Source organism: Pseudonocardia sp. DSM 110487, from assembly GCF_019468565.1.
Taxonomy (GTDB): Bacteria; Actinomycetota; Actinomycetes; order Mycobacteriales; family Pseudonocardiaceae; genus Pseudonocardia.
This window is the reverse complement of sequence record NZ_CP080521.1, coordinates 524,422-550,375: the sequence shown is the minus strand read 5'-3', so window position 1 is coordinate 550,375 and position 25,954 is coordinate 524,422. Positions and strand designations below refer to the sequence as shown.

26 protein-coding genes are annotated in these 25,954 nt (G+C 72.7%); 6 read left to right on the top strand and 20 right to left on the bottom strand.

The features are described 5' to 3' along the window. Positions 1 to 6: 6 nt before the first annotated feature. Positions 7 to 1,935: a primary-amine oxidase gene (locus K1T35_RS02355; protein ID WP_255621500.1), complete on the bottom strand. Its 1,929-nt coding sequence runs from the start codon at positions 1,933 to 1,935 to the stop codon at positions 7 to 9. A gap of 259 nt (positions 1,936 to 2,194) precedes the next feature. Here K1T35_RS02355 and K1T35_RS02350 point away from each other — a divergent pair, with 259 nt between their 5' ends. Further along, on the top strand, positions 2,195 to 3,214 hold the full coding sequence (locus K1T35_RS02350; protein ID WP_255621499.1) for a LacI family DNA-binding transcriptional regulator: 1,020 nt from the start codon (positions 2,195 to 2,197) through the stop codon (positions 3,212 to 3,214). Here the strand turns inward: K1T35_RS02350 and purM are convergent. The 6 genes from purM to K1T35_RS02320 all read right to left on the bottom strand — a co-directional run bounded on the left by purM (position 3,183) and on the right by K1T35_RS02320 (position 11,558). Continuing rightward, positions 3,183 to 4,262: a phosphoribosylformylglycinamidine cyclo-ligase gene (gene purM, locus K1T35_RS02345; RefSeq protein WP_220258549.1), complete on the bottom strand. Its 1,080-nt coding sequence runs from the start codon at positions 4,260 to 4,262 to the stop codon at positions 3,183 to 3,185. The two genes, K1T35_RS02350 and purM, sit on opposite strands and share 32 nt — an antisense overlap. Before the next feature lie 52 nt (positions 4,263 to 4,314). Further along, complete coding sequence (gene purF, locus K1T35_RS02340; protein WP_220262336.1) at positions 4,315 to 5,862, bottom strand: amidophosphoribosyltransferase; 1,548 nt, start codon at positions 5,860 to 5,862, stop codon at positions 4,315 to 4,317. Between the two features lie 123 nt (positions 5,863 to 5,985). Further along, positions 5,986 to 8,160: a bifunctional diguanylate cyclase/phosphodiesterase gene (locus tag K1T35_RS02335; RefSeq protein WP_220258548.1), complete on the bottom strand. Its 2,175-nt coding sequence runs from the start codon at positions 8,158 to 8,160 to the stop codon at positions 5,986 to 5,988. A 123-nt stretch (positions 8,161 to 8,283) separates the two neighbouring features. Further along, positions 8,284 to 8,646: a sterol carrier family protein gene (locus tag K1T35_RS02330; RefSeq protein WP_255621498.1), complete on the bottom strand. Its 363-nt coding sequence runs from the start codon at positions 8,644 to 8,646 to the stop codon at positions 8,284 to 8,286. An 83-nt stretch (positions 8,647 to 8,729) separates the two neighbouring features. Continuing rightward, positions 8,730 to 10,997 carry a phosphoribosylformylglycinamidine synthase subunit PurL gene (gene purL, locus K1T35_RS02325; protein WP_220258546.1) on the bottom strand — a complete coding sequence of 756 codons (2,268 nt, stop codon included), beginning with the start codon at positions 10,995 to 10,997 and terminating at the stop codon, positions 8,730 to 8,732. A gap of 75 nt (positions 10,998 to 11,072) precedes the next feature. Then, a complete protein-coding gene (locus K1T35_RS02320) occupies positions 11,073 to 11,558 on the bottom strand; it encodes a carboxymuconolactone decarboxylase family protein (RefSeq protein WP_220258545.1) in 486 nt (161 codons plus the stop codon). 159 nt (positions 11,559 to 11,717) lie between these two features. On the opposite strand from K1T35_RS02320, the gene K1T35_RS02315 reads away from it, so the two are divergent. Genes K1T35_RS02315 through K1T35_RS02305 form a run of 3 tightly spaced genes read left to right on the top strand, consistent with a single transcriptional unit; the run spans position 11,718 to position 13,554 of the window. After that, positions 11,718 to 12,614 (top strand): RNA polymerase sigma-70 factor, encoded by an 897-nt coding sequence (locus tag K1T35_RS02315; protein ID WP_220258544.1) that lies wholly within the window; start codon positions 11,718 to 11,720, stop codon positions 12,612 to 12,614. 56 nt (positions 12,615 to 12,670) lie between these two features. Continuing rightward, a complete protein-coding gene (locus K1T35_RS02310) occupies positions 12,671 to 13,147 on the top strand; it encodes an Rrf2 family transcriptional regulator (RefSeq protein ID WP_255621497.1) in 477 nt (158 codons plus the stop codon). A 14-nt stretch (positions 13,148 to 13,161) separates the two neighbouring features. After that, positions 13,162 to 13,554, top strand: a complete 393-nt coding sequence (locus K1T35_RS02305; protein WP_220258542.1) for a RidA family protein — start codon at positions 13,162 to 13,164, stop codon at positions 13,552 to 13,554. Here K1T35_RS02305 and K1T35_RS02300 read toward each other — a convergent pair. From K1T35_RS02300 to purS, 6 genes are read right to left on the bottom strand one after another with little or no spacing between them, the layout of a single operon-like run. After that, positions 13,551 to 13,925, bottom strand: coding sequence for a hypothetical protein (locus K1T35_RS02300; protein WP_220258541.1), 375 nt, complete (start codon positions 13,923 to 13,925; stop codon positions 13,551 to 13,553). The genes K1T35_RS02305 and K1T35_RS02300 overlap by 4 nt on opposite strands. Before the next feature lie 44 nt (positions 13,926 to 13,969). Further along, complete coding sequence (locus K1T35_RS02295) at positions 13,970 to 14,422, bottom strand: response regulator (RefSeq protein ID WP_255621496.1); 453 nt, start codon at positions 14,420 to 14,422, stop codon at positions 13,970 to 13,972. Then, on the bottom strand, positions 14,419 to 15,996 hold the full coding sequence (locus K1T35_RS02290; RefSeq protein ID WP_220258540.1) for an ATP-binding protein: 1,578 nt from the start codon (positions 15,994 to 15,996) through the stop codon (positions 14,419 to 14,421). The genes K1T35_RS02295 and K1T35_RS02290 overlap by 4 nt, the downstream gene beginning before the upstream one ends. Then, entirely contained in the window at positions 15,993 to 17,168 is a 1,176-nt protein-coding gene (locus K1T35_RS02285; RefSeq protein WP_220258539.1) for a PP2C family protein-serine/threonine phosphatase, read from the bottom strand. Before K1T35_RS02285 ends, K1T35_RS02290 begins: the two co-directional genes overlap by 4 nt. Positions 17,169 to 17,192: 24 nt before the next feature. Further along, positions 17,193 to 17,867, bottom strand: a complete 675-nt coding sequence (gene purQ / locus K1T35_RS02280) for a phosphoribosylformylglycinamidine synthase subunit PurQ (protein ID WP_220258538.1) — start codon at positions 17,865 to 17,867, stop codon at positions 17,193 to 17,195. An 8-nt stretch (positions 17,868 to 17,875) separates the two neighbouring features. Beyond that, positions 17,876 to 18,109 carry a phosphoribosylformylglycinamidine synthase subunit PurS gene (gene purS, locus K1T35_RS02275; RefSeq protein ID WP_220258537.1) on the bottom strand — a complete coding sequence of 78 codons (234 nt, stop codon included), beginning with the start codon at positions 18,107 to 18,109 and terminating at the stop codon, positions 17,876 to 17,878. 93 nt (positions 18,110 to 18,202) lie between these two features. On the opposite strand from purS, the gene K1T35_RS02270 reads away from it, so the two are divergent. Beyond that, on the top strand, positions 18,203 to 18,829 hold the full coding sequence (locus tag K1T35_RS02270) for an MBL fold metallo-hydrolase (RefSeq protein WP_220258536.1): 627 nt from the start codon (positions 18,203 to 18,205) through the stop codon (positions 18,827 to 18,829). A gap of 44 nt (positions 18,830 to 18,873) precedes the next feature. Here the strand turns inward: K1T35_RS02270 and K1T35_RS02265 are convergent, their stop codons facing one another. From K1T35_RS02265 to K1T35_RS02240, 6 genes are all read right to left on the bottom strand, one after another. Beyond that, the gene (locus K1T35_RS02265; protein ID WP_220258535.1) at positions 18,874 to 19,620 is read right to left on the bottom strand and encodes a DUF2334 domain-containing protein; all 747 of its coding nucleotides are present in this window, start codon (positions 19,618 to 19,620) and stop codon (positions 18,874 to 18,876) included. Positions 19,621 to 19,693: 73 nt separating this feature from the next. Further along, positions 19,694 to 20,524 carry a phosphoribosylaminoimidazolesuccinocarboxamide synthase gene (locus K1T35_RS02260; protein WP_220258534.1) on the bottom strand — a complete coding sequence of 277 codons (831 nt, stop codon included), beginning with the start codon at positions 20,522 to 20,524 and terminating at the stop codon, positions 19,694 to 19,696. After that, positions 20,521 to 21,936: an adenylosuccinate lyase gene (gene purB, locus K1T35_RS02255; RefSeq protein ID WP_220258533.1), complete on the bottom strand. Its 1,416-nt coding sequence runs from the start codon at positions 21,934 to 21,936 to the stop codon at positions 20,521 to 20,523. The genes K1T35_RS02260 and purB overlap by 4 nt, the downstream gene beginning before the upstream one ends. A gap of 96 nt (positions 21,937 to 22,032) precedes the next feature. Beyond that, positions 22,033 to 22,605 carry a TetR/AcrR family transcriptional regulator gene (locus K1T35_RS02250; RefSeq protein WP_220258532.1) on the bottom strand — a complete coding sequence of 191 codons (573 nt, stop codon included), beginning with the start codon at positions 22,603 to 22,605 and terminating at the stop codon, positions 22,033 to 22,035. 20 nt (positions 22,606 to 22,625) lie between these two features. Continuing rightward, positions 22,626 to 23,348: a hypothetical protein gene (locus K1T35_RS02245; protein ID WP_220258531.1), complete on the bottom strand. Its 723-nt coding sequence runs from the start codon at positions 23,346 to 23,348 to the stop codon at positions 22,626 to 22,628. Between the two features lie 13 nt (positions 23,349 to 23,361). Continuing rightward, positions 23,362 to 23,880, bottom strand: a complete 519-nt coding sequence (locus K1T35_RS02240) for a SigE family RNA polymerase sigma factor (protein ID WP_220258530.1) — start codon at positions 23,878 to 23,880, stop codon at positions 23,362 to 23,364. A 250-nt stretch (positions 23,881 to 24,130) separates the two neighbouring features. On the opposite strand from K1T35_RS02240, the gene K1T35_RS02235 reads away from it, so the two are divergent. Then, positions 24,131 to 25,147 (top strand): low specificity L-threonine aldolase, encoded by a 1,017-nt coding sequence (locus tag K1T35_RS02235; RefSeq protein ID WP_255622512.1) that lies wholly within the window; start codon positions 24,131 to 24,133, stop codon positions 25,145 to 25,147. Between the two features lie 8 nt (positions 25,148 to 25,155). On the opposite strand, the gene K1T35_RS02230 is transcribed toward K1T35_RS02235, so the two are convergent. Then, positions 25,156 to 25,941 (bottom strand): potassium channel family protein, encoded by a 786-nt coding sequence (locus K1T35_RS02230; RefSeq protein WP_220258528.1) that lies wholly within the window; start codon positions 25,939 to 25,941, stop codon positions 25,156 to 25,158. Positions 25,942 to 25,954: the final 13 nt, after the last annotated feature.

The window sequence follows — 25,954 nt, the reverse complement described above, 5'->3', positions numbered from 1 at the left end:
CTTCTCCTAATGGCAGTGGGCAGCCGTGGTCGGAGGGACGTCCAGGGTCGGGTTGCGGTCGAAGAACCCGACGGGCCGCAGCGTGAACCCGCAGGAGTCCACGGGCATCACCGGCCAGTCCTCCGGACGCGGGAAGTGCGTCATCCCGAAGGTGTGCCAGAGGACGATGTCCTGGTCGTCGATGTCCCGGTCCGCTGCCGCGTACCGGGGCAGGCCCGCGCCGCCGGGGTGCTGGTTCACCAGGTCACCGGCCGGGTAGCGCTCGGCGGGGTCGTAGCGGGTGACCCAGAGGTGCCGCGTGGCGAACTCCGCCCGCTTTCGGATCGACGAGCCCTCGTCGGCGAGCAGCAGCGGCTTGCCCTCGGGGTGCAGGGCGTAGCCGACGGGTTGCCCGAGGCGGTTGGCCACCGCCGGGTTCACGACGTGCCATGTGCGGTTCACGCTCGTGTCCGCGTTGCGCTTGCCGCCGGACTCGGTCCTCAGCCGCGTGACGGCGCGGCCGAACGCGTTGCCGTGCGGGTTGGCCTCGTCCGTCGGGTAGGTCCGCACGTCGACCTCGTCGACGGCATTGCGCACGCCGTCGATCATCATGTCCAGCCGGGCGTTGAACAAGTGCTGGTGGTAGGGGGCCGCGAGGCCCGGCGCCACCTCGGAGCTGTACGGCGCGGCGCGCTCGTCGTAGGCCCCGGTGAAGACGATGCCGGTGGCCTTGGCCTCCAGCTCGATCGTGCCGTCGAGGTAGAGGTACCAGTAGAAGCCGTAGTCGTAGTTGCCGACCGTGCAGAAGAAGGAGATCACCAGGCGGCGCTGGCGGCGGGTCTCCCGGGATTCGTTCTCGGTGTGCTTCCACAGCACACCGTGGTCCTCTTCGTGCAGGCAGATGGCGTTGCGCAGCACCAACGGCTCGCCCGCGTCGTCGACGACGGTCGCGTCGAAGTAGGTGATCTCCCCGAGGCAGTCGCAGCCGAGCTCGAGCTGGTTGGCCAGCTTGCCGAGCTGGTACTCGCCCGTGTCGAAGTAGTTCTGCCAGAACCGCACCGGGCTCGGATCCCCGTACGGCACCACCATCTCGGCGACGGAGGCGCGGTAGACGATCGGGCGGACGCGGCCGCCGTCGGCGAAGCCGATCTGGTGCAGCGTGAGGCCCTCACGCATGTCGTAGCCGAGGCGGACGCTCCAGTTCTCCCATGTGACGACGTTGCCGTCGACCTGGAAGCTCGGCCCGTCCGGCTGGGTGATCTCGATGGGTTGCTGGGTCGTCCGGTGCGGGCCTGCGACCTGCGGGTCGGTGTAGTCACCGGATTCCCGCGGGATCGGCAGCACGCCCGTGTCGACGACCTCCAGCACCGCGCCCTTCATGAGGTCGACGTAGGCGACGAGCCCGTCGATGGGGTACGCCCACGGCAGGCTGCCGGGAGTCGGCAGGTGGTGCGCGAGAACGCGGGCGATCCGCCTGCCGGGCGCGTCGGGCGCGTCGTAGTGACCGGCGCTCAGTGCGGCGACGAACACCGTGGCCGGGTCGGTGATCCCGCGCTTCCCCAGCGCCGCCAACCATCGCTCGTCGGCCGCCATGATCTGGCGGACCCGGTCGTGCTCCTCGGTGAGGATGGGGACCTGCCCGTCGGTGACCGGGTCGATGGTGGTCCGCGAGAGCACCCGACGCTCGCCGAGCGAGACGACGACGTCCTCGGCCACCTCGGTCGCGAGGTCGAGCAGCAACGCCCGGACCAGGCGCTCCACCGGATCCCCTTCACAGAAGGCCAGCACGTCCGGCTTGGGCGGCTCCACGAGCCCGAGGTAGGCGACCCGCGTGGACGACGCCAGCACCCCGTCGTCGGCCAGGATCTTCCGGGCGAGCCGGATCTCCTCATGGCCCAGCGGGTCCAGCGGGTGCGGCCGCTCCCCCACACCGAGCACGTTGCTTCCCGACTCCACCGAGCACCCCATCTCTTGTGCCGGAACGTTCCGGCAGAAGCTAACGGCGCCCGATGCACGGGGGCAACCCCTGACACAAGCCCTTAACACCTCAACTCGCGCGCACTGAAAGCCCGACTCGCGTACACGGAGACCGCGACTCGCGGGAGGTGGGCACTCCATGCCCGCGAGTCGCGGTCTGGGTGTGCGCGAGTCGCGGTGTGAGCACGCCCCAGTCGCGTTGTGCATGCGAGTGTGTCGGGCGGCCTAGCATCGGGTCGTGCGTGCAGAGCCCGTCACCATCCGGACCGTCGCCGAGCAGGCCGGCGTGTCCACGACGACGGCGTCGGACGCCATGCGCGGCTCTGGGCGGGTCTCGGAGCGGACGCGGACGCGGGTCCTCGAGGTCGCGGAGGCCCTCCGGTACGTGCCGAACGGCTCGGCGCAGCACCTGCGCCGGGCCAGCACCGGGGCGATCGGGCTGCACCTGCCCGCGGTCCTCACGCGGTCGAACTACTACATGTCATTCGTGTTCGGCGTCGTCGAGCGCGCGGCCGCCGACAGCTACGACGTCACGCTGCTCACCTCGGGGCAGCCGGAGTCGCGCCGCACCCCGCGCGTCGACGGACTCGTGCTGGGCGACCCGCTCGCGGGCGATCCGGTCGTCGAGCGCCTGATGGCGGCGGGCGTGCCCACCGTCACCTGCGAGCGATTCCCCGGCGACGCGCGCGCGACGGGCGTCGTCCGGTCGGAACACGCGGCGGCCGTCGGTGAGCTACTCGACCACCTGCTGGCGTCCGGCGCGCAGCGACCGGCACTGATCGTGGCCGGCGCCGAGAGCGACTGGGCGGGCGCCGTTCACCAGGGCTTCCGGGAGTGGTGCCTGCGCCATCGGGTGGCGCCGGCCGTGCGCACGGTGCCGTTCGACACGCCCGTCGACGCGCTGCACGCCGCCGCCAACGACCTGCTCGCGGCGGAGCCGGGCATCGACGCGCTCGTCTGCGGGCCTGCCGGGGCCGCCGCTGCGCTCCTCCCGGTGCTCCGCGACGCCGGCCGCACCGTCGGCGAGGACCTCCTGCTGGCCTCCTGCGTCGACGGCCCGAGCATGCACGCGGCCGACCCACCGATCACCGCGATCGACCTGCGGCCCCGCGACGCGGGCGCGGCGTGCGCAGCCCTGCTCTTCGATCTGCTGACAGGCGCAGCGCCGGACGGAACGGAGCGGATGCACCCCACAGAGCTGATCGTCCGGGCCAGCACTGGTGTCCCTAGAACCTCGGGTGGTCGCCCTTCATCGTGACCTTCCGCTGCTTGCCCCTGCGCACCTCGCCCAGTACCCACGCCGGCACGTGCCGGGCCGTGAGCACCGCGAGCGCGCGGTCGACCTCGTCGGCCGGTAGCACCGCCACCATGCCGACGCCCATGTTGAACGTCTTCTCCATCTCGGCGCGCTCCACGCGCCCGCGGGTGGCGATCATCTTGAAGACCGGCGCCGGGGTCCAGCTGCCGCGTTCCACCACTGCCTCGACGCCGTCGGGCAGCACGCGCTCCAGGTTGCGGGCGAGCCCACCCCCTGTGACATGCGAGAACATCCGCACGCCGGTCTCGGCGGTGAGCGCGAGGCAGTCGCGCGCGTAGATCCGGGTGGGGGCGAGCAGCTCCTCGCCGAGGGTGTGACCGAACTCCTCGACGTGGCCTTCGAGCGGCATCCGCCCGATGTCGAGCAGGACGTGCCTTGCGAGGGAGTAGCCGTTGGAGTGCAGCCCTGACGAGCCGAGCGCCACGAGCACGTCGCCAGGGCGGATCCGGTCGGGCCGCAGCATCTTGCCGGCCTCGACGATGCCGACCCCGGTGCCGGAGATGTCATAGCTCCCGGCCTCCATCAGGCCGGGGTGCTCGGCGGTCTCGCCGCCCAGCAGGGCACAGCCGGCCTGCTGGCAGCCGTCGGAGATGCCCTTGACGATCGATGCGATCTGCCCCGGCACGACCTTGCCGACGGCGATGTAGTCCTGCATGAACAGCGGTTCGGCGCCGCAGACGACCAGGTCGTCGACGACCATCGCCACCAGGTCGAGCCCGATGGTGTCGTGTTTGTCGAGGGCCTGGGCGATCGCGACCTTGGTGCCGACACCGTCGGTGGACGAGGCCAGCACGGGCTCGGTGTACTTGCCCAGCTTCAGTGCGAAGAGCCCGGCGAAGCCGCCGATCCCGCCCATCACCTCGGGGCGGCTCGCCTTCTCAGCGTATGGGCGCAGCGCGTCCACGGCCTCCTCACCGGCGTCGATGTCCACGCCGGCGGCGGCATAGCTGGCGCCTGGCCCGGCGGGTCGGGCGGTGATCGGCGGCATGGTCGTCGTGCTCCTGACGGTCGGGTCGGCGGGGATGCAGTCGGGTGCGGGTTCAGGGCCGGCCGAGCGCGTCGGCCGCGCCGTAGCCGACCGAGAGCGACGCGGGGGCCGCGGTCCCCGATACGTTCTCCGGTGCAGCGATCTCCGGTACAGCGATCTCCGGGAGAGGGATGTTCTCGAGCAGGTGCTTGCCGAGCCGCGCCTCCTCGGGCAGCGGGATCGGGTACTCGCCGGTGAAGCAGGCCGTGCACAGCCTGGTGCGCGGCTGCTCGCTGGCCGCGACCATCCCGTCGACGGAGACGTACCCGAGGGTGTCGGCGCCGATGGACCGGCGCACGCCCTCCGTGTCGAGGCCGCTCGCGACGAGCTCGGCCCGGGTGGCGAAGTCGATGCCGTAGAAGCACGGCCACTGCACCGGAGGGGACGCGATCCGGACGTGCACCTCGACGGCCCCTGCCTCGCGGAGCATGCGCACGAGCGCGCGCTGGGTGTTGCCCCGCACGATCGAGTCGTCGACGACGACGAGCCGTTTGCCGCGGATGACGTCGCGCAACGGGTTGAGCTTGAGCCGGATGCCCAGCTGCCGGATCGTCTGGCTGGGCTGGATGAACGTGCGGCCGACGTACTGGTTCTTGACCAGCCCCTGGCCGTAGGGGATGCCGGAGCCCTGTGCGTACCCGATGGCCGCGGGGGTGCCGGACTCGGGCACGGGGATCACCAGGTCGGCCTCGACGGGGTGCTCCCCTGCGAGCCTGCGCCCGATCTCGACGCGGGCCGCGTGCACCGAGCGCCCGGAGATGGCGGTGTCGGGGCGGGCCAGGTAGACGTACTCGAAGACGCAGCCCTTGGGCTCCGGGGCGGCGAACCGGGAGCTGCGCAGGCCGCCCGCGTCGATCGCGAGCAGCTCACCCGGCTCGACCTCGCGCACCATCGACGCGCCCACGATGTCCAGCGCGGCGGTCTCGCTCGCCACCACCCAACCGCGCTCGAGCCTGCCGAGCACGAGCGGCCGGACGCCGTGCGGGTCGCGCGCCGCGTAGAGCGTCTGCTCGTCGGCGAACACCAGTGAGAACGCCCCGCGCACCCGCGGCAGCAGGCGCAGCGCCGCCTCCTCGACGCCGGTGTCGGCGGCAGTGACGGCCAGCAGCTCGGCGACAAGGTCGGAGTCGGTGCTGGCCGGGATCGTGCCGCGCTCGGCGGGCAACCCAGCCCTGGCGGCCAGGATCTCGTCGCGCAGCTCAGCGCTGTTGACGAGGTTGCCGTTGTGGCCCAGCGCGATACCGCTGCCGGTGGCCGTGGTGCGGAAGGTGGGCTGCGCGTTCTCCCACGTGGTGGAGCCGGTGGTGGAGTAGCGGCAGTGGCCGACGGCGAGGTGGCCCTTCAGCGACGAGAGCGTCTGCCCGTCGAAGACCTGGCTGACCAGCCCGAGGTCCTTGAACACGACCATCCGGCGCCCGTCGGAGACGGCGATGCCCGCGGCCTCCTGGCCGCGGTGCTGGAGAGCGTAGAGCCCGTAGTAGGTGAGGTTGGCGACGTCCTCGCCGGGCGCCCATACCCCGAAAACCCCACACTCCTCGCGCGGTTCCGGATCGTGGGCCATGAGGTCGAGGTCGGGTTCCGGTTTGCGTTCGGTCGGCTGCTCGTTCCGGGCGGAACTCGGGCCCACAACACGCTCCTCGCAGACGGCACAATCTGGCGGCACGCTTCTTGTGCAACAGGCCGCTCAGCGGCCGATGCTACGCCGGGAAAGCTCCGGGACCCACTCCCCGGGACCGGCGTCACCGAACCACCTGCCCTGCCCGACATCGCAGCCCAGCTCCGCGAGGCGCTGCGCCTGGACGGCGGTCTCCACCCACTCGGCGGTGACCTCGAGGCCGAGCGCGTGGGCGAGCTCGATCAGCGCACGGACGATCGAGGTGTCGGTGGGGTCGGCGGACGGGTTGCGCAGCCCGTCGATGAACGACCCGTCGATCTTCAGGCCGTGCACGGGGAGCCTGCGCAGCCATGCGAGGCTCGAGTAGCCGGTGCCGAAGTCGTCCAGCGCGATCCGGACTCCCGCCTGCCGCAGCTCGCTGAGGGCGTCGAGGACCACCAGCTCGTCGCCGAGCACGGCCTGCTCGGTGATCTCCAGCTGCAGCTGGCCCGCGGGCAGGCCGGTCTCGGCCAGCACGCGGGCGACCTCGTGCACCCACGTCGGCTCGGCGAGCTGCACCGGCGACACGTTCACGCTGACGAACGGCGCCTCGTCCCCCAACTCGCGCCACCAGCCCGCCGCCTGCTCGCACGCGGCCCTGAGCACCCAGCGGCCCAGCGGGACGATCGCACCGCTGTGCTCGGCGAGCTCGATGAACCGGCCCGGCCCGACGACGCCCTGGTCGGGGTGCTGCCAGCGCAACAGCGCCTCCGCGCCGCGCACCCGGCCGTCGGCGAGCCGCACGAGCGGCTGGTAGACGAGGCGGAACTCGCCGCGCTCGATCCCCCCGCGCAGCCCGGAGAGCAGGGCGAACCGCGCGGCCTCCGCCGCGTCGCGCTCGGGGTCGAAGACGATGCGCCGCCCGCCGCCGAGCGCTCGCGCCCATCCGCGGGCGACGTCGGCGGCGCGCAGCAGCTCGGCTGCGCTCCCACGGGACGTTGGGCTCTCGGCCACCCCGATGCTCGCGGAGACGACGAGCGTCTGCCCGTCGATGTGGAACGGCGTGGCCAGCGCGGCCTGGAGCCGGTCGGCGAGCCTGCTGACGTCCGAGCTGCCCGTTGGCTCGGCGACGAGCACGACGAACTCGTCGTCGCCGGTGCGGCACACGACGTTGTTACCGGCGGCGAGGTGCAGTCGCCCCGCCACGCCGAGCAGCAGCCGGTCGCCGATCTGCTGGCCGAGCTCGTCGTTGATCGCGTGGAAGCCGTCGACGTCGAGGGCGCAGATGCCCACCCGGGACGGCCCGCCGACCGCGAACGCGCGGTGGAGCCACTGGTCGGCCACCGCCTGGTTCGGCAGCCGGGTGAGCTGGTCGGCGAACGAGGCCTCGCGCAGGCGCGACCACAGCCGGTGGCGGTCCGACACGTCTTCGACCAACCCGACGACGTGTGAGGGAGCACCGTCCTCCCCGAGCACGCGCGACGCCGTGACGTGCACCCACATCACCCGCGAGTCGACGCGCACGAGCCGCATCTCCATGCGCACGACGTCGGGCTCGCCGCCGCCCGCGAGGCGCTTCAGGCGCTCGACGACGTCGACCATGTCGTCGGGATGCACGAAGTCCGACATCGGCCGCGGCTGGTCGAGCGGCCCTTCGAGGCCGAACATCCGGCGAAGCGCCGGGTTGAGGTCGAGGACCTTCCCGTCGAGCGCGACGATGGCGATCCCGACCGCGGCCTGCTCGTAGACGGCCCGGATGTGCCGCCCGTCCACGGCCGACACCCGCGCGGGACGGGCCCGGTCCACCTCGTTCCGGTCGAGCCGGATCCGATCGCGGAGGGCGCCCACCAGACCGGCGACCAGCTCGTCGAGGGCGGCCGAGAGGCGCCGCTCCCCCTCGGGACCCTGCAGGCCGAACGCCTCCGGCACGTCCCGGCGCAGTAGCCGCAGGCTGGGCACGACGAGGCTCTCGACGTCGGCGGCGTCGCTGCGCTCCGGATCGCCCCGCCCTCCCGCCGTGACCAGCTCGGCACCGATCGCCCGCGCCGACAGCGGCCAGAACGGCTCGGCACGCAGCACGGCTGCGAGCTTGCGCAACAGCGTGGCCAGGTGTGCGACCGCACCGGGGTCGTCGTGATAGGCGCACTCCGCCCAGCGCCCGGCGAGCCTGTCGATCCGGTCGCCCTCCACCGTGCGGAACGGGCGGCGCACGGTCGCGTCACGCGGCGACTCGACGGGATCGGGAAGGCTGCGCGGTGCGACCACGCGGCCACCTCCTGTCGCCCGTTCGGTCCGGCTCGACCCTGATCGGATCAATCTTCCGTCCCTCGCCCGAGTTTGCGCCACCGCGACGTGTTCGCATTCACCGGAGCGAGCGGCACCCTATTGTCACCGCCACAACGGCAACAGCCTGCAGACCTCACCGCTTCGAATACCCGATGCCTGCAGCGTGCCGCCCTCGATCGCCGCCTCCCACGTGGTGCGGCCCACCACGAGCGCCAGCCAGGTGCGCGCATCGGTCTCGACGACGTTCGGCGGGGTTCCCCTCCCGTGCCGAGGGCCACTCACGCACTGGATCGCCCCGTGTGGGGGGACCCGCACCTCCACGCTGTGGCCCGGCGCGGCGGCGGCGAGGGCCGCGAGGCTCTCCTTCACGGCGGCGCGCAGCACCGGCCGATCCGGCGCCGGACCGCCGTCGAGCCATTCCAGGACGGCGGAGCCGATCCGCGTGCCGCTGGTTCCTCCCCGCACTCGCCGAACGGTAACCGATCCGGGCCGGTCCTGACCCTTCGGGCAGGTGACAGGCTCGCGATCGGTCCACATGGTGCGGCCGGTCAGGTGAAGAGCGCGGGAAGCGTGCCCTCCCACGCGGTGCGCAGCGCCGTCAGCGGCAGCTCGGGAACCCCTTCGATGACCAAGGCGGATCCGCCGGTTGTGCCGATCTCGCGCGCCGGCACCCCGGCCTCGGCCGCGCGGGACAGTACGTCGGACGCGTGCTCGGGTGCGACGGCGACGAGCACGCGCCCCGCCGACTCGGAGAACAGCGCGACGAACGGGTCGATCGGCGGGAGCTGCGCGGTGGCACCACGGCCGCCCACGAGGCACGCCTCGACGAGCGCCTGCGCGAGCCCGCCGTCGGACAGGTCGTGCGAGCCGGTGAGCAGCCCCGCAGCGGCGGCCTTCGCGAGCAGGTCCGCGAGCCGGGCCTCCGCGGCCAGGTCGACAGCGGGCGGACGACCGCCGAGGTGCCCGTGCACGACGTGCGCCCACTCGCTGCCACCCAGCTCGTCACGGGTGGTGCCCAACAGCAGGATCGTGTCGCCGTCGCGCCGGAAGCCCGACGGGACGCGCATGGCGACGTCGTCGAGCACGCCGAGCACGCCCACCACCGGCGTCGGCAGGATCGGCCGCTCGCCGGTCTGGTTGTAGAAGCTCACGTTGCCGCCCGTCACCGGGACTCCCAGCTGCGCGCAGCCGTCCGCGAGCCCTCGCACGGCCTGCTGGAACTGCCACATGACGTGCGGATCCTCCGGCGAGCCGAAGTTGAGGCAGTTGGTGACGGCCAGCGGCACCGCGCCGCTCGTCGCGACGTTGCGCACGGCCTCGGCCAGCGCCAGCTGCGTGCCCGCGTACGGGTCGAGCGACACGAAGCGGGCGTTGCAGTCGGTGGCGACGGCGATGCCGCGCCCGGTCCGCTCGTCGATCCGCAGCACGCCGGCGTCGGCGGGCTGGGCGGCCGCGGTGTTGCCGCGCACGTAGCGGTCGTACTGGTCGGTGACCCACGCGCGGCTGCACAGGTTCGGGCTGGCCACCATCCGCAGGATCTCGGCGTGCAGCTCGCTCGGCGCGGCCGGCCGGGGCAGCCGCTCGGGTGAGTCGGCGACCAGCGCGTCCTGCTTCTCCGAGCGGGCGACCGGGCGGCGGTAGACCGGGCCCTCGTGCGCGACGGTGCGCGGCGGCACGTCGACGACGGTGTCGCCGTGCCAGTCGATGACGAGGCGATCGCCCGCGGTGACCTCCCCGATCACACTTGCCAGCACGTCCCACCTGCGGCAGACCTCGAGGAACGCGTCGACGTCCTGCGGGCGCACCACGGCGCACATGCGCTCCTGCGACTCGCTGGACAGGATCTCGGCGGGCGTCATCCCCGAGGCGCGCAGCGGCACGGCGTTCAGGTCGATGTGCATGCCCCCGTCACCGGCGCTCGCCAGCTCGGAGGTGGCACACGACAGGCCTGCGCCGCCCAGGTCCTGGATTCCCACGACGAGGCCGGCGTGGAACAGGTCGAGGCAGCACTCGATGAGCACCTTCTCGGTGAACGGGTCACCCACCTGCACCGAGGGGAGCTTCTTGCGGCCGGTCTCCTCGCCGAACGTCTCCGACGCCAGCACCGACACCCCGCCGATGCCGTCGAGCCCCGTCAGCGCCCCGAACAGGATGATCTTGTTGCCGGCGCCGGACGCGAAGGCCAGGTGCAGGTCCTCGGTGCGCATCGCGCCCACACACAGCGCGTTCACCAGCGGGTTGCCCAGGTAGCTCGCGTCGAAGACCACTTCGCCGCCGATGTTGGGCAGGCCGAGCGAGTTGCCGTAGCCCCCCACCCCGGCGACCACGCCGGGCAGCACCCGCCGGGTGTCCGGCGCGTCCGCCGGGCCGAACCGCAGCGGGTCGGCCACCGCCACCGGGCGGGCGCCCATCGCCATGATGTCGCGGACGATCCCGCCAACGCCGGTGGCCGCGCCCTGGTAGGGCTCGACGTAGGACGGGTGGTTGTGCGACTCGACCTTGAACGTCACGGCCCAGCCGTCACCGATGTCGACGACGCCCGCGTTCTCGCCGATGCCGGCGAGCATCCGCTCGCGCATGGCGTCGGTGGTGGTCTCGCCGAAGTACGCCAGGTGCACCTTGGACGACTTGTAGGAGCAGTGCTCGCTCCACATCACCGAGTACATCGCCAGCTCGGCGTCGGTGGGCCTGCGTCCCAGGATCTCCCGGATCCGCGCGTACTCGTCGTCCTTCAGCCCCAGCTCCCGATAGGGCTGTGGGTGGCCGGGCGTGGTGGCGGCGTTCTTGACGGTGTCGGCAGCCGGGTGAGGCGTCACGGCTGCTCAGCCTACGTGCCGGGCGCCGAAACCCCGGCGGAAGCCCACCCCTCGCGTGGGCTCCCGCCGGGGTGATCAGCTCGCCGCCCCGGCGAGCATGCCGGGCTCGTAGGAACCGGCCGGGTTGCGCACGATCACGTTGAGCCGGTTGGCCGCGTTGATCAGCGCGACGAGGGACACCAGCGCGGCGACCTGCTCGTCGTCGTAGTGCTTGCGGACATCGGCCCAGGTCTCGTCGGACACACCCGTGTGGGCGTCGGCGAGCCGTGTGCCCTCCTCGGCGAGCGCCAGCGCAGCCCGCTCGGCGTCGGTGAACACCGTTGCCTCGCGCCACGCGGCGACCATGTTGATCCGAACCGCGGGCTCCCCGGCTGCCGCGGCCTCCTTGGTGTGCATGTCGACGCAGAAGGCGCAGCCGTTGATCTGGCTGGCGCGCAGCGACACCAGTTCCTGCGTGGCCGCAGGCAGCGTCGACTGGTGGATCAGCATGCCCAGGTTCGCAAACCGCTTGCCGAGCTTGGGGCCGAACTCGGTGCTCATCAGGTCGATACGGGGTTCCATCACGTCGTCCTCTCTCGGGGTGTTGCACTGGTTGACCACGAGATGCCGGCGGCCGGATCCGTGTGACAGCGCGGCGACGTGACGAGAGCCATAGGGGTCCGGGTGTCACAGGACGGCGACCGCCGGCGTCTCGTGCGCGACGCGATCGAGAGGATTGACATGAGCGAGGACGACCGGCCGGACGCCGCCACCGCGGCGTTCCTCGCCCACCGCAACCTGCTGTTCACCGTCGCCTACGAGATGCTCGGCTCGGCAGCGGACGCCGAGGACGTCCTGCAGGAGACCTGGCTGCGGTGGGCGGGGGTGGACCTCGACACCGTGCAGGACAAGCGCGCGTACCTCGTCCGGATCACCAGCAGGCAGGCGCTCACCCGGCTGCGCACGCTGGGCAGGCGCAAGGAGTCCTACGTCGGCTCATGGCTGCCCGAGCCGCTGCTCACCACGCCCGACGTTGCAGAGGACGTCGAGCTGGCCGACAGCGTCTCGATGGCGATGCTGCTGGTCCTGGAGACGCTCGCCCCGACCGAGCGAGCGGTGTTCGTCCTGCGCGAGGTGTTCGACCTGCCCTACGAGGAGATCGCGGACGCCGTCGACAAGACGCCGGCCGCCGTCCGCCAGATCGCCCACCGGGCACGGGCCCACGTCGCCGCGCGCCGGCCGCGCGGCACCGTCTCCCCGGCCGCGACCCGGGACGCGCTCGAGGCCTTCCGGCGGGCGGTCGAGACGGGCGATCTGCAACAGCTGATCGACCTCCTCGCCCCGGACGTCGTCCTGGTCGGCGACGGTGGCGGGCTCAAGCAGGCCGTGCCGAAGCCCGTCGTGGGAGCCGACAAGGTCGCCCGCCTGCTGACTGCCGGGCTCGGCCGCATCCCCGCCACGGCATCGCTGCACTCGACGCAGGTCAACGGCCACCCGGCGCTCGTCCTCCGGTTCGACGGCGAGCTCGACACCGTCGTCGCCCTCCGCATCGACGACGGCCTCATCACCGGGCTCTACGCCGTGCGCAACCCCGAGAAGCTGTCGCACATGGACCGCGAGACCACCCTGCGCCGCTAAAGCCCCGGCAAGGTGGACGAGAAGATTCTGGATATGTACTGTCCAGAATTGTGAAGATGAGCCGCGGGGTCGAGTGGGCCGTCCACTGCTGCCTCAACCTCGCATGGGCAGGCCCAGAGGACGCGGTCCCGGTCAGCAGGCTGGCGGCCTTCTACGACCTGCCGGCGGCGTACCTCAACAAGCAGGTCCAGTCGCTCGTACGGGCGGGGATCGCCTCGTCGGTCCCCGGTCCGCGCGGCGGCTTCCGACTCGCAAGACCGGCCGAGCGGATCTCCCTGCTGGACGTGGTCACGGCGATCGAGGGGCCGGAACCTGCGTTCCGCTGCGCGGAAATCCGGCAGCAGGGGCCCTTCGGCGGCGACCCGGAGAGCGTCACCGGCCCCTGCCTCGTCGACCAGGCCATGCGGCGGGCTGAGCTCGCGTGGCGCCGGGAGCTCGCGGCCCAAACGGTCGCCGGCCTCGCCGAGACCGTCGAACGCGCTGCCCCTGGCGTCCCCGACCGCGCTCGCCGCTGGTTCAGCTCGCACACCTGAGGAAGGAACCGAGAATGTCGCACACCCTCACGAACCCGGCGGGCCTGCACGACCCCGTCGGCTTCGGCTACAGCCACCTCGCCGGCGCACCCGGCCTCGTGTTCGTTGCCGGCCAGTACGCGTCGGGGCCGGACGGGAGCGTGCCGTCGGCCGACTTCGCCGAGCAGGTCGAGCTGTCCTTCGCCAACCTCGGGAAAGCCCTCGCCGCAGCCGGGCTCGGGTACGAGCACGTCGCGCGGCTGGGCACCTACATCGTCGACCACGACGAGGAGAAGCTGGCGGCGCTGCTGCGCGTGATCACCCGCATCTGGGGCGAACGCCCGCCCGCCCAGACACTCCTCGGTGTCGCCCGCCTCGCGCTCCCGGACATGCTGTTCGAGGTCGACGCGGTCGCGGTCCGACCCTAAGCCTTGTCCTCTCGCTGGGTGAGCAGGTCGACGATCTGCTGCATCCCAGCGGCGGTCTGGTCGAACTTGGAGCGCATCTCCATGAAGCCGGCATCGACCTGGTCGAACTTGGCGTCGATGTGGTCGAACTTGGCACGCATCTCCGCGAAGCCCGTGTCGACCTTGTTCTCGAGCCGCTCGAAGCGGGCAGCGGTCTGCAGGCCGAGCCCGTTGACCGCGGAGCGCACCGCGTCGACCTTCACGGTGACGTCGGCGAGATCGCGGTCGCGCGCGGCGGCGAGGTGCCGGGCCGCGGCGGCGCCGGCCGCCACCTCCTCCGGGCGAGCCTCGACGGCAGCCAACCGTGCCTCGAAGTTCGCCGGGGAGCCCATGCCGGAAGGGTAGCGAACGCGACCGGGCCGGGGTTCCGATCGAGCTAACTCCTCCGGACACCGGGCGGGAGCTGCACCACGCTCACGAAGAAGTGATCGATCTGCTTGACCGCCTCGATGAAGCCGTCGAAGTCGACCGGCTTCGTGACATATGCGTTGGCGTGCAGCTGGTAGCTGCACAGCACGTCCTCCTCGGCCTGCGAGGTCGTCAGCACGATCACCGGGATGTGCCGCAGGACCGGGTCGGCCTTGATCTCCTGCAGCACCTCCCGACCGTCGCGGCGGGGCAGGTTCAGGTCGAGCAGGATCAGGTCAGGCCGGGGGGCGTCGGTGTACGGCTCCTCGTGGCGCAGGTAGTCGAGCGCCGCCTCCCCGTCGGTGACCACGTCCAGGCGGTTGTGCAGGTTCTCCTCGAACGCCTCGCGCGTCATGAGGACGTCGCCCGGGTCGTCCTCCACGAGCAGGACGTTGATCGTCCTGGGCTGCTGGCCGTTCACTTGGCGGCCTCCTCGGACAGCGCGGGCAGGGTGACCCGGATGGTGGTGCCAGGACCATCGCTCGGAACCAGCCCGATGTGCCCCTTGTGGAACTCGACGATCTTCTTGGCCAGCGCGAGCCCGATCCCGGTGCCGGAGTAGGCGTCGCGCCCGTGCAACCGCTGGAAGATCACGAAGACCTTCTCACCGTACTCGGGTTCGATCCCGATGCCATTGTCGGCGACCGTGATCGCCCACGTGGCACCGTCGCGTTGCGCGTCCACCCGCACGACGGGGGCCACTCCCTCGCGGTGGAACTTCAGGCCGTTGCCGATCAGGTTGGCCATGAGCGCCCGCAAGAGGCCGGGATCCCCCGGCACCGTCGGCAGGGAGCCGAGCACGATCTCGCCGCCGACCTCATCCCGCGCCTGCTCCAGTTGCTCGACGGCCGCCGCGGCGACGGCGCCGAGATCGACGCGGCCGAAGTTCTCCGTGGATCGCCCCACCCGGGAGAACGCCAGCAGGTCGTTGATCAGCTGCTGCATCCGCTGCGCCCCGTCGACGGCGAACGCGATGTACTGGTCCGCCCGCTCGTCGAGCTTCCCGGCGTAGCGGCGCTGGAGGAGCTGGCAGAAGGTCGCCACCTTGCGCAGCGGCTCCTGCAGGTCGTGGCTCGCCACGTAGGCGAACTGCTCCAGGTCCCGGTTCGAGCGTTCCAGCTCTCGCGCCTGGTCGTCCAGCCGCCGGTTGACGACCTGGGCGTGGTCGAGCTCGCGCAGGATGTGGCTGCGCATCGCGTCGACGTCCGCCCCGAGCTCACGGATCTCACGCGGCCCCTCGACGTCCACCTGCCGGTCCGTGTCGCCCGCCACGACCTCGCGCACCTGCGCGGCGAGTGCGGACACCGGCCGCAGCACCATCCGGCGCAGCCCGATCCCCACCACCGCGAGCAGGACGAGCAGCGTCACGCCGATCGCGGCGCTCGACCAGGCGATGAACGACGCGGCGGACGCCAGCTCCTCGCGCGCTTCCAGCCGCAGCTGCGACAGCCGCTCCTGGACGACGCCGGTCGTCCGGCGCACCCGGTCGAAATACATCTCGCCCGCGTCCGGCCCGGGCGCGGTGGCGTCCCCCGCGATCACCGGTTCGGCGTAGCCCAGCCGCCAGTCCTGCTCCGCCTGCACCGCCGCGTCGATCTCCGGGCCGATGGCGGGGAGCTCGTCCGTCGCGGCGCGCAGCTGGTTCACCGCGTCCTGGCTGCTCGCGACGCCCGCACGGTAGGGCTCGAGGAACTGCGGCCGCCCCGTGAGGAGGAACCCGCGCACGCCGGTCTCCTGGTCGAGCTGGGCGTTCGCCAGGTCCTTCACGGCGAGCAGGGCAGGCCCGGCCTGGCCCAGCAGCGCTGTTCGGGCCTCCGTCAGCCGCCACAGCGCGGTGGCGCCGAGCACGACGGTGCCGGACGCGACGAGACCGGCGAGCACCGCACCCACGACGAACACCCGCGCGAGTGGCCAGCGCCCGGTGCCCGCGGTGTTCGGGCGCAGCCGCAGCGGGAAGCGACGCGGGCGCCGGACCGGTTCGGTGGGCACCGTCACGGGTTCTGGCCCTCGAACAGGATGAGGATCGCGACGTCGTCGGCGAGCGGACCCCCGTTCAGCTCCTGCGCCCGCTCGACGAGACGCGCGGGCAACAGCTCGAGGTCGGTCGCCCGCTCCCCTTCCAGCATCGCGTGCAGCCCCTCCTCCCACAGGGGTTCGCCGGGTTCGTGGCCGCGGCCCTCGATCAGACCGTCGGTGTAGGCGAGCAGTGCCCACCCGGTGTCGAGCGGCACCGTGAGCTCGTCCCACGTGGCGTCCGGGAGCACGCCGAGCGGAACTCCGACGGGCGGCTCGAGCCTGCGCAGCCGCGGCCGCAGGAACGCGGGCGGCGGGTGCCCCGCCAGGCGCACCACCATCTCGCCGCGGCCGCCGGCCACCGACCGGATCGCGATCGTGCACACGGTGGTGAACAGTGCCGGGTCGTGTCGCTCGCTCACCAGCACCTGCTGCAGCTTCGGCAGCAGCTGGGCCTCATCGAGGCCCGCCAGTACGAGCGCGCGCCACGAGACCCGCAGCAGCGCGCCGAGCGCCGCCTCGTCCGGACCGTGACCGCAGACGTCGCCGACGATCGCGTGCACGGTGCCGGTCGGACCGAGCACGGCGTCGAAGAAGTCCCCGCCGATCAGCGAGCGCGTGCGGCCCGCCTGGTAGAACGACCGGGCGCGCACCGAGCTCCCCGCGAGCAGCGGCGACGGCAGCAGCCCGCGTTCCAGCCGCGCCGACTCGGCCGCCGCCAGCTGCTCCTCCCGCAGCCGCAGCAGGCTGGTCTCCGCCCTGCGCCGCTCCACCGCGTAGCGCACCGCCCGGATCAGGACCTGCCCGTCCACCTTGCCCTTGACCAGGTAGTCCTGGGCTCCGGCCGCGACCGCCGCCACCCCGAGGTGTTCGTCGTCAACCCCGGTGAGCACGCACACGGCGGCGCCGCCGTGGGCTTGCAGGACCCGGCGCAGCCCTTCGAGGCCCTGCGCGCCCGGGAGGTGCAGGTCGAGCAGCACGCAGTCCACCCGCCGCAGCAGGTCGCTCGCCACGGCCTCGGCCACGGAGTGGACCACGACGACCGTCAGCGCCGGATCCGCCTCCGCGAGCAGCTCCCGCACCAGGAACACATCACCCGGGTCGTCCTCGACCAGCAGCACACGGCGCGGGGAGGCGGGGACGGATCTGGTCATCTGCGCAGCCGGAGCGGACGCCGTTCAGGCGGCCGACACCGCGGCATGCAGCACCGACGTGAACAGGCCGAGCCCGTCGGCCGACGGGCCGGTGAGGGAGTCGATGGCGTGCTCGGGGTGGGGCATCAGCCCGACCACGCGCCCGTCGCGGGACGCGATGCCCGCGATGTCGGCGAGGGCCCCGTTCGGGTTCCCGCCTGCGTACCGGAACACCACCCTGTTCTCCGCTTCCAGCTCCGCGACGGTGGCGGCGTCGGCGACGAACCGGCCCTCCCCCGACTTGATCGGCACGAGCAGCTCCTGCCCGACGGTGAGCCCGCCCGTCCACGCTGTGGCCGTGGACTCGACGCGCAGCCGCTGGTCCCGGCAGACGAAGTGCAGCCCGGCGTTGCGCACGAGCGCGCCCGGCAGCAATCCCGCCTCGCAGAGGATCTGGAACCCGTTGCAGATGCCGAGCACGGGTGTGCGGCGCCCGGCGGCCGCCACGACCTCGGTCATGATCGGGGCGATGCTCGCGATGGCGCCCGCACGCAGGTAGTCGCCGTAGGAGAACCCGCCGGGAACGATGATCGCGTCCACGCCCTTGAGGTCGTGGTCGGCGTGCCACAGGGCCACGGGATCGGCGCCCGCGTACCGCACCGCCCTGACGGCGTCGACGTCGTCGAGCGTGCCGGGGAACGTGATGACGCCGATCCTCATGCCAGTAGTCATGAGCGCGTCACCACCCAGTCCTCGATCACCGGGTTGGCCAGCAGCGTGGCCGCGACCCGCTCCAGGGTCTCGTCGTCCACGGAGTCGTCGACCTCGAGCACGAAGTGCTTGCCCTGCCGCACGTCCGCGACGCCTGCGACACCGAGCCGCGTGAGCGCCCCCGCCACCGCCTGCCCCTGCGGGTCGAGGATCTCCGGCTTCGGCATCACATCCACCACGACCTTCGCCACGCCCCAAGCCTACGGGCGGGCTCCCACGGCGTCGCCACGACCAGCCGTGACGGCCCTCCTACCCAGTCCCCGACAGTGGCAGAGTGGGTGTTCGTGCAGATCACCCACTTCGGCCACTCGTGCCTCCTGCTGGACACGGGCGCCGCACGGCTGCTCCTCGACCCGGGGTCGTTCTCGGCCGGGTTCGAGTCGGTGCGCGGGCTCGACGCGGTGCTCGTCACCCACCAGCACTTCGACCACCTCGACGCCGACCGCATCCGCCCGCTGCTGGATGCCAACCCCGACGCCCGGCTGATCGTCGACGCCGGCACCGCCGAACAGCTCGGGGACGTCCCGCACGAGGTCACCGCACCGGGGGCGGTGCTGGAGATCGCAGGTGCCCGCGTCGAGGTGCTCGGCGGGCAGCACGCCGTCATCCACCCCGACATCCCGGTCGTCCCGAACAACGCCTACCTGGTGGACGGCACCCACCTGCATCCCGGCGACTCGTACACGCCGCCACCCGCCCCCGTCGACGTGCTGTTCCTGCCCACGGGCGCGCCGTGGCTCAAGGTCTCGGAGGCCGTCGACTACCTGCGCGCCGTCGCACCGCGCACGGCCGTCCCGATCCACGAGGCCGTGCTCTCCCGCCCGGCGATGCATTACGGGATGTTCGAGCGGCTCGGCCCGGAGAAGACGGCGATCAAGGTCCTGGACCGCGAACAGGCCACCACCCTCTAGCCACCCGCTGGTCGAGCAGCGGAGGCGCCCCGGATCTCCGGTGGTCAGGCTGCCGAGGCGACGGCGGTGGGGTGGTAGGTCGCCGGGGTCGCGCCGAGCTCGAGCGCGGCATCCACCGCCGCCAGCACAGCGGCGCGACGCGGCGAGCGCTTGAGATCCTTCGCCCGCACGTTGATCCGCACGAGACCGCCACGGCGCACCGTGCGGGTGACCTCGGCGGCCAGCACCCGGCAGCGCCACGCCTCCGCGGCGCGCCGGTCGTCGGCAACGGGGTGGCGCTCGCCGGACACGCGGAAGCCGAGCACGCGCGAGCGCAACAGCGGCGCTCCCGGCTCGCGGAGGAAGCGCACGCCGTGCTCGTCGGCGAGCACGGCGAAGCCCTGGTCGCGCAGCGCGTCGACGGTGCCGGGTGAGGCGAGCCAGCGGGGCGGGACGAACAGGTCCGTCCGCAGCTCCAGCACCGTGAGTGCCCTGCGCGCCGCCGTCAGCCGCAGGCCGGCCTCGTGCCGCGGGAGCGCGGCGAACTCGGCACGCCTGCCCACCCGCGGCTGCGGCATCGGGTCGGTCGTGTGGTCGTAGCCGTGGAGCACGAGCGCGTCGCCCGCAGCCCGGCGCTCGCGGATCCACTGCGCGAGCGCGGAGCCGGCCGGGACGCCTGCCGGGCGGAAGAGCTGCGAGACCGGGACGCCGCGCGCCCGGAGCTCAGCGGTGAACGCGACAGCTCGGTCGAGCGCCTCGGGGACGTCGTGGGTCAGGCCCGAGAGGGAGACGACCAGGTGGGATTCGGCCACACCGCTATGGACGCATGCGGGTATGAACAGCGGTTGACCAGGCCGTGAGGGGTGGATGGTGAGTGGTTGCCCATCACCAGTCGCGACCGGTGATCCGCTCGTAGGCCTCCACGTACCGGGCCCGGGTGGCGGCCACGACGTCGGCGGGGATCTCGGGGCCGGGCGGGGTGCGGTCCCAGTCCAGGCCCTGCGACCACTCGCGCAGGAACTGCTTGTCGAACGCGAACTGCGGGCGGCCCGGCTCCCACTCATCGGCAGGCCAGAACCGCGACGAGTCGGGCGTGAGCACCTCGTCGGCGAGCACGATCTCGCCGTCCGCGCCGACGCCGAACTCGAGCTTGGTGTCGGCCACGATGATCCCGCTGGCCGCGGCGGTCTCCGCGCCGCGGGTGTAGACGGCAAGGGTCAGCTCACGCAGCCGGGCGGCGGTATCCGCGCCCACGACGCCGGCGACATCGTCGAACGTCATGAACTCGTCGTGCTGCCCGACCGCGGCCTTCGTGGTGGGCGTGAAGATCGGCTCCGGCAGCTTCGAGCCCTCCACGAGCCCGTCGGGGAGCGCGACGCCGGACACCGTGCCCTGCTTGCGGTACTCCTCCAGCCCGAGCCCCGCGAGGTAGCCGCGGGCGATGCACTCGACGGGCAGCATCTCGAGGCGCCGGCACCGCACCGCACGCCCGGCGAACTCGGCCGGGACGTCAGCCCCGGAGATCACGTGGTGCGGCACGATGTCGGCCAGCCGGTCGAACCACCACAGCGACAGCTGCGTGAGCACGACGCCCTTGTCCGGGATGGCGGTCGGCAGCACCACGTCGTAGATCGACACGCGATCGGACGCGACCATGATCAGGTCGTCGCCGTCGAGGTAGAGGTCGCGGACCTTGCCCGAGTGCAGCAGCTTCACAGGATCGCTCCGGGGGTGTAGGCGGCGGCATCGGTGTGGGCGTCGACGACGTCCCGCACGCGCTCGATGACGGTGGCCACTTGCGCGGTGGCGGCGCCGGTGAACCGCAACGGGTCGGCGAGCAGGCCGTCGAGCGCACCTGCCGGCAGCCCGAGCCGCTCGTCGCCCGCCAGCCGCGCGACGAGGTCGTTGTCCGGCTGACCTTTCTCCCGCATCGCGAGTGCGACGCCCACGGCGTGCTGCTTGATCACCTCGTGGGCGGTCTCCCGACCGACCCCGGCCCGGACCGCTGCCATCAGCACCGCCGTGGTGGCGAGGAAGGGCAGGTACCGGTCCAGCTCGCGCGCGACGACGGCCGGGTAGGCGCCGAACTCGTCGAGGACGGTCAGGGTGGTCTCGAAGAGGCCGTCGAGGGCGAAGAACGCGTCGGGCAGCGCCACCCGGCGCACCACGGAGTCGGAGACGTCGCCCTCGTTCCACTGCGCGCCCGCGAGCTCGGAGGCCATCCCCGCGTATCCGCGCAGCAGCACGAGCATGCCGTTGATCCGCTCCGCCGAGCGGGAGTTCATCTTGTGCGGCATCGCCGACGACCCGACCTGACCCGGCTGGAAGCCCTCCGTGGCGAGCTCCGCGCCCGCCATCAGCCGGATCGTGGTGGCCAGCGACGACGGCGCCGCGGCCAGCTGGACGAGCGCGCTCACCACGTCGAAGTCGAGCGAGCGTGGGTAGACCTGCCCGACGCTCGTCAGCACCGCCGAGAACCCGAGGTGCTCGGCCACCCGCCGCTCCAGCTCCGCGAGCGTGTCGGCGCCGCCGAGGAGGTCGAGCATGTCCTGCGCGGTGCCGACCGGGCCCTTGATCCCGCGCAACGGGTAGCGGGCCCGCAGGTCCTCCAGACGCGCGTACGCCACGAGCAGCTCGTCCGCGGCAGAGGCGAACCGCTTCCCCAGCGTGGTGGCCTGGGCCGCGACGTTGTGCGATCGCCCGGCCATCACCAGCTCGGCGTACTCGCCCGCGCGGCGGGCCAGCCGGGCGAGGACCGCGACGGTGCGGTCGCGGACGTGCTCCAGCGAGAGCCGCACCTGCAGCTGCTCGACGTTCTCGGTGAGGTCCCGGCTTGTGAGGCCCTTGTGCACGTGCTCGTGGCCGGCGAGCGCGTTGAACTCCTCGATCCGCGCCTTGACGTCGTGGCGGGTGACCCGCTCCCGTGCGGCGATCGACTCCAGGTCCACGTGGTCGACGACCCGCTCGTAGTCCTCGAGCACCCCGTCCGGGACGTCCACGCCGAGCGCGCGCTGGGCCTCGAGCACCGCGAGCCAGAGCCGCCGCTCCAGAACGATCTTGTACTCGGGTGACCAGATCCGGACCAGCTCCGGGCTCGCGTAGCGGGCGGCCAGCACGTTGGGAATCACGTTCCGGCAGCTTACGGCCCGACTCAGACACACTCACACCGCGACTCGCGTGCACTCAAAACGCGACTCGCGGGCGGGGTCGTTCCACTCCCCCGCTCAGAGGGTGCGGAGGAGGAGTTCGCGGCCCACCGCGCGGGGGTCGGGGTCGGCCTCTATGAGCGCGCTCACCAGAGCCCCGTCCACTAGCGCGACGAGGTCGCGGACGGCCATCGGGTCGAGCGATCGGCCGGAGCGGGCGAGGATCTGGGCGAGCAGCGACTCGAACTCGGTGCGCATCCTGCGCATCAACGGGGCCAGGTACGGCCGCCGGCCGGCGCCGACCAGCCGCTCGAACCGGAGCAGCGCCGCTTCGAGGCCGCGCTCACGCGACTCCCGGCCGATCAGGTGGTCGAGGATCAGCTCCACCAGCTCGTCCGTGCCGAGCTCGCCGTCGGGCAATGCGTCGAGCTGCTCGCGGACCTCGGCGAGCTCGTCGAGGCTCGTGCGCTCGACGGCCGCGGTGACCAGTTCCTCCAGCGAGGAGAAGTAGTAGGTGGTGGACGCCAGCGGCAGCCCGGCCCGCTCGGCGACGGCCCGGTGGCGCACGGCGTCGAACCCGCCCGAGCGCAGCAGGGCGGCAGCGGCCGTCACCAGCTCCTGCCGCCGCCGCTCACCCTTGGTCGTACCCACGTTCCCATCCTCCCGGTGGGTCAGAGACGGGGTGCGAGCTGGGCGACCAGGGTGTCGAGGCGGTCCGCGAACGGGGCCGGTGCGTCCGGGCCGTCCCCGCGGGTGGCGACGACGACGGTGCCACCGGATGCCGTCGGAGCCGATACCCCGCCCTCTGGGACTCGGGCCGCGGTGCCGGGCGGCAGGTACTGCACGGTCAGCAGGCCTGCCGCGGCTCCGTCCCGTACCTCGAGGTTGACGCCCCGCTCGCCACGGGGCCGGCACTCCATCGTGATCGCGGCCTCCGGCGCACCGATCACCTCGGGGAGGAACTCCTCCACCAGCCCGCGCACCGCCGGGTCCTGCCGATCAGCGCACTCGGTGGTGCCCGGCCCGAGGGGCGGCGGCCCCCCGACGGCTGCCGCCCCTGGGGCGAGATCCGGCGCCGCGCCCGGTGCACCCTCCGCGGCCGCGGGCGGGGGCGCCTGCCGCTGTGCTCGCGAATCCGCGGGCGGGGCCTCCTGCGCGAGCATCGGCGCGGCGACCGTCGCCTCGTCTCCTCCGCCCCCGGGCAGCACAACGGCCCCGCCGATGCCGACGACAGCGAACAGCGCGAGCCCTCCGACGGTGAACGCCGCCCGGCGGCGGGCGGTGATCCGCCGCGATGCCCGCACGACCACCTCGTGGTCGAACCCGGGCGGCGGCGCGGCCGAGTCGGAGGCGGCGGCGTTGAACAGCGCCCCGAGCCTCTCGTCGTCCGTCATGTCCCCCACCTCCTCATCCGGCTGGTCGCAGGTCGTCGAGCGCGTCGCCGAGCACGGCGCGCAGCGCGGTCAGCCCGTGCGCGGTCTGGCTCTTCACGGTGCCTTCGCTGCAGCCCAGCGCCGCGGCCGTGCCCGCGACGTCCAGCCCGTCCAGGTACCGCAGGACGAGCACGGCGCGCTGGCGCGGCGGCACGGCCCGCAGCCCGTCGACGAGCACGTGCCGCGTGGTCACCGCCTCCGACGCCGACGGCACGCCGACGGTCTCGGGCGGCGGTTCCGCCGTCGCGCGTTCCCGGCGCCACGGCCGCCGTGACTCGTCGACGACGGAGCGCACGAGCGTGCGGCGCACCCACGCGTCGAGGGCGTCTCGGTCCCGGATGCGGCGCCAGTGGCGGTGCAGCGCGACGAACGCGGCCTGGGCGTGGTCGTCGGCGCGGTGCCAGTCACCGCACAGCAGGAAGGCGGTGCGGCGCACGGCCTCGCGGCGCGCGCGGAAGTACTCGGCGAACTCCCGCTCGCTGGCGTCGTCCACCCGGCCTTGCCCCCTTCCTGCCGGTCCGTCGTGCAAGGGACGCGAGCATCCTCGTCCGTGGTTGGCCGAACTCCCCAGCTTCCCCCGAATGGCCCAACACTGTGACCGTTCCGTGACCCTCCCGCCGCCGGACCGTCTCCTCCTGGTTGAATCGAGGGCCGTGCGACCCACCTCTCGAGCCCGACGATCGTCGGCCCACGACGGCCCGGTCGACCTCCGCTCGGACACCATCACGAAGCCCACCAAACAGATGCGGGCGGCCATGGCCGCGGCCGAGGTGGGTGACGACGTCCTCGACCGCGACCCCACGATGCGCGAGCTGGAGATCCGGGTGGCCGGGATGCTAGGGGCCGCCGACGCGCTCTGGACTCCCAGCGGCTCGATGGGCAACCTCATCGCGCTCATGCACCACCTCGACCGCGGCGACTCGTTCCTCGCTCCGGCGGGCGCGCACGTTCTGGACAACGAGCTCGGCACTGCGGCATGGCTCGCGGGCGGGATGCCCCGTCCCCTCGAGCACGACGCCGGACCGGGCAAGGTCTCCCCGTCCGCCGTGCGCCGGGCCGCCGCGGGGGGCGACGGGCCGTACCACGCGCTGCGCACCACGCTGCTCTGCCTGGAGAACACCCACAACGCCGCAGGAGGCACAATCACCGCCCCCGACGAGCATGCGGCCGTCGTCGCCGCGGCCAGGGCGGCGAAGCTCAAGGTGCACCTGGACGGTGCCCGGCTCTGGCACGCCGCGGTGGCGCTCGGCGTGCCGCCGGCGGCCTTGACCGTCGGGGCCGACACCGTGCAGGTCTGCCTCAGCAAGGGCCTCGGCGCACCGGTCGGTTCGGTCGTCGCCGGCTCCGCCGAGTTCGTCGCGAACGCCCGCCGGCTGCGCAAGATGCTTGGCGGCGGCGTACGGCAGGGTGGCGTGCTCGCCGCGGCCGGGCTCGTCGCACTGGACCGCATCGACCGTCTCGGCGAGGATCACGACCGCGCGCGCACCCTCGCCGCGGGGCTGCGCGAGCGCGGCTGGCAGGTGAGCGTGCCGCAGACGAACATCGTCCTCGTCGCGGTCGGCGACCTCACCGGCACGCTCCAGCAGTTCGAGACGGCGGGAGTGCGCGCCGTGCCGATGGCGGGCCAGGTGCGGCTGATGACCCACGCCGACCTCACCGACGCCGACATCACCACCGCCCTGCGCCGCATCGGGCCGGTCGACGGCTCGGCAGGCCGCGCCGACGGCCACCGCTCTCCGGTGCGCCCCGGCCGGCTCTGACGCCCTCCTCAGGACGGGCGGCTGCTCCGCTCGAGCTCGTCCAGCCGGGCGTTGATCGCCCGCAGTTCGGCAAGCACGGCCGCGAGCTGCTCCTCGGCGCGGATCACGTCGGCCGACACCTCGTCCAGCTCGCGCTCGACCGCGGCACGGCTGCGGCGCAGGTTCTCGACGAACCACGAGGCGATCGAGGCCGTCACCACGCCCAGCAACGCGATGCCCGCCACCATCAGCGACACCGCCACGAGCCGCCCCTCGGGCGTCACCGGGTAGCGGTCGCCGTAGCCGACTGTGGAGATCGTCGTCATCGTCCACCACACCGCATCGCCGAACGTGGTGATCGACGCATCGGGTGCGTACCGCTCGGCGTCGAGCACCGCGATCGACGCGACGAACCCGACGAGCGCGACCGTGCCCGCGACGTAGAACACCACGCGGCCGCGGGCGTCGTCGCGCAGCTGCCGGTTGAGCACGCTGACCACGGTGATCAGCCGCAGCACCCGCAGCTGGCGGAACATCGGCAACGCCAGGATCACCAGGTCCAGCAGGTGGGTGCGCACGAAGTGCCAGCGGCGGTGGGCCAGCGCGATCCGCACCAGATAGTCGAGGGCGAACAGCACCCATGTGCCGGTGAGCACGACCTCCAGCGCATTCCGGCCGGCGGGCGTGAGCGAGGTGTCGAGCACCTGCCACGCGTATGCGGCGAGGAAGAGGCCCGCGAGCCCGGTGAGCCACCAGTCGACCCGCCGGTCCCAGGCGGCGATCCGGGGCTCGACGGCAAGATCGGGTGAAGCCATGTCACGCAGCGTA

Excerpts from the sequence above, each read along its gene's own strand:
- purQ (WP_220258538.1), bottom strand. The coding sequence starts at position 17,867 with ATGAGGATCGGCGTCATCACGTTCCCCGGCACGCTCGACGACGTCGAC.
- K1T35_RS02245 (WP_220258531.1), bottom strand. The coding sequence starts at position 23,348 with ATGACGGACGACGAGAGGCTCGGGGCGCTGTTCAACGCCGCCGCCTCC.
- K1T35_RS02310 (WP_255621497.1), top strand. The coding sequence starts at position 12,671 with ATGAGCCGCGGGGTCGAGTGGGCCGTCCACTGCTGCCTCAACCTCGCA.
- purF (WP_220262336.1), bottom strand. The coding sequence starts at position 5,862 with ATGGCCCACGATCCGGAACCGCGCGAGGAGTGTGGGGTTTTCGGGGTA.
- K1T35_RS02320 (WP_220258545.1), bottom strand. The coding sequence starts at position 11,558 with ATGGAACCCCGTATCGACCTGATGAGCACCGAGTTCGGCCCCAAGCTC.
- K1T35_RS02230 (WP_220258528.1), bottom strand. The coding sequence starts at position 25,941 with ATGGCTTCACCCGATCTTGCCGTCGAGCCCCGGATCGCCGCCTGGGAC.
- purM (WP_220258549.1), bottom strand. The coding sequence starts at position 4,262 with ATGCCGCCGATCACCGCCCGACCCGCCGGGCCAGGCGCCAGCTATGCC.
- K1T35_RS02235 (WP_255622512.1), top strand. The coding sequence starts at position 24,131 with ATGCGGGCGGCCATGGCCGCGGCCGAGGTGGGTGACGACGTCCTCGAC.
- K1T35_RS02285 (WP_220258539.1), bottom strand. The coding sequence starts at position 17,168 with ATGACCAGATCCGTCCCCGCCTCCCCGCGCCGTGTGCTGCTGGTCGAG.
- K1T35_RS02315 (WP_220258544.1), top strand. The coding sequence starts at position 11,718 with ATGAGCGAGGACGACCGGCCGGACGCCGCCACCGCGGCGTTCCTCGCC.
- K1T35_RS02300 (WP_220258541.1), bottom strand. The coding sequence starts at position 13,925 with ATGGGCTCCCCGGCGAACTTCGAGGCACGGTTGGCTGCCGTCGAGGCT.
- K1T35_RS02305 (WP_220258542.1), top strand. The coding sequence starts at position 13,162 with ATGTCGCACACCCTCACGAACCCGGCGGGCCTGCACGACCCCGTCGGC.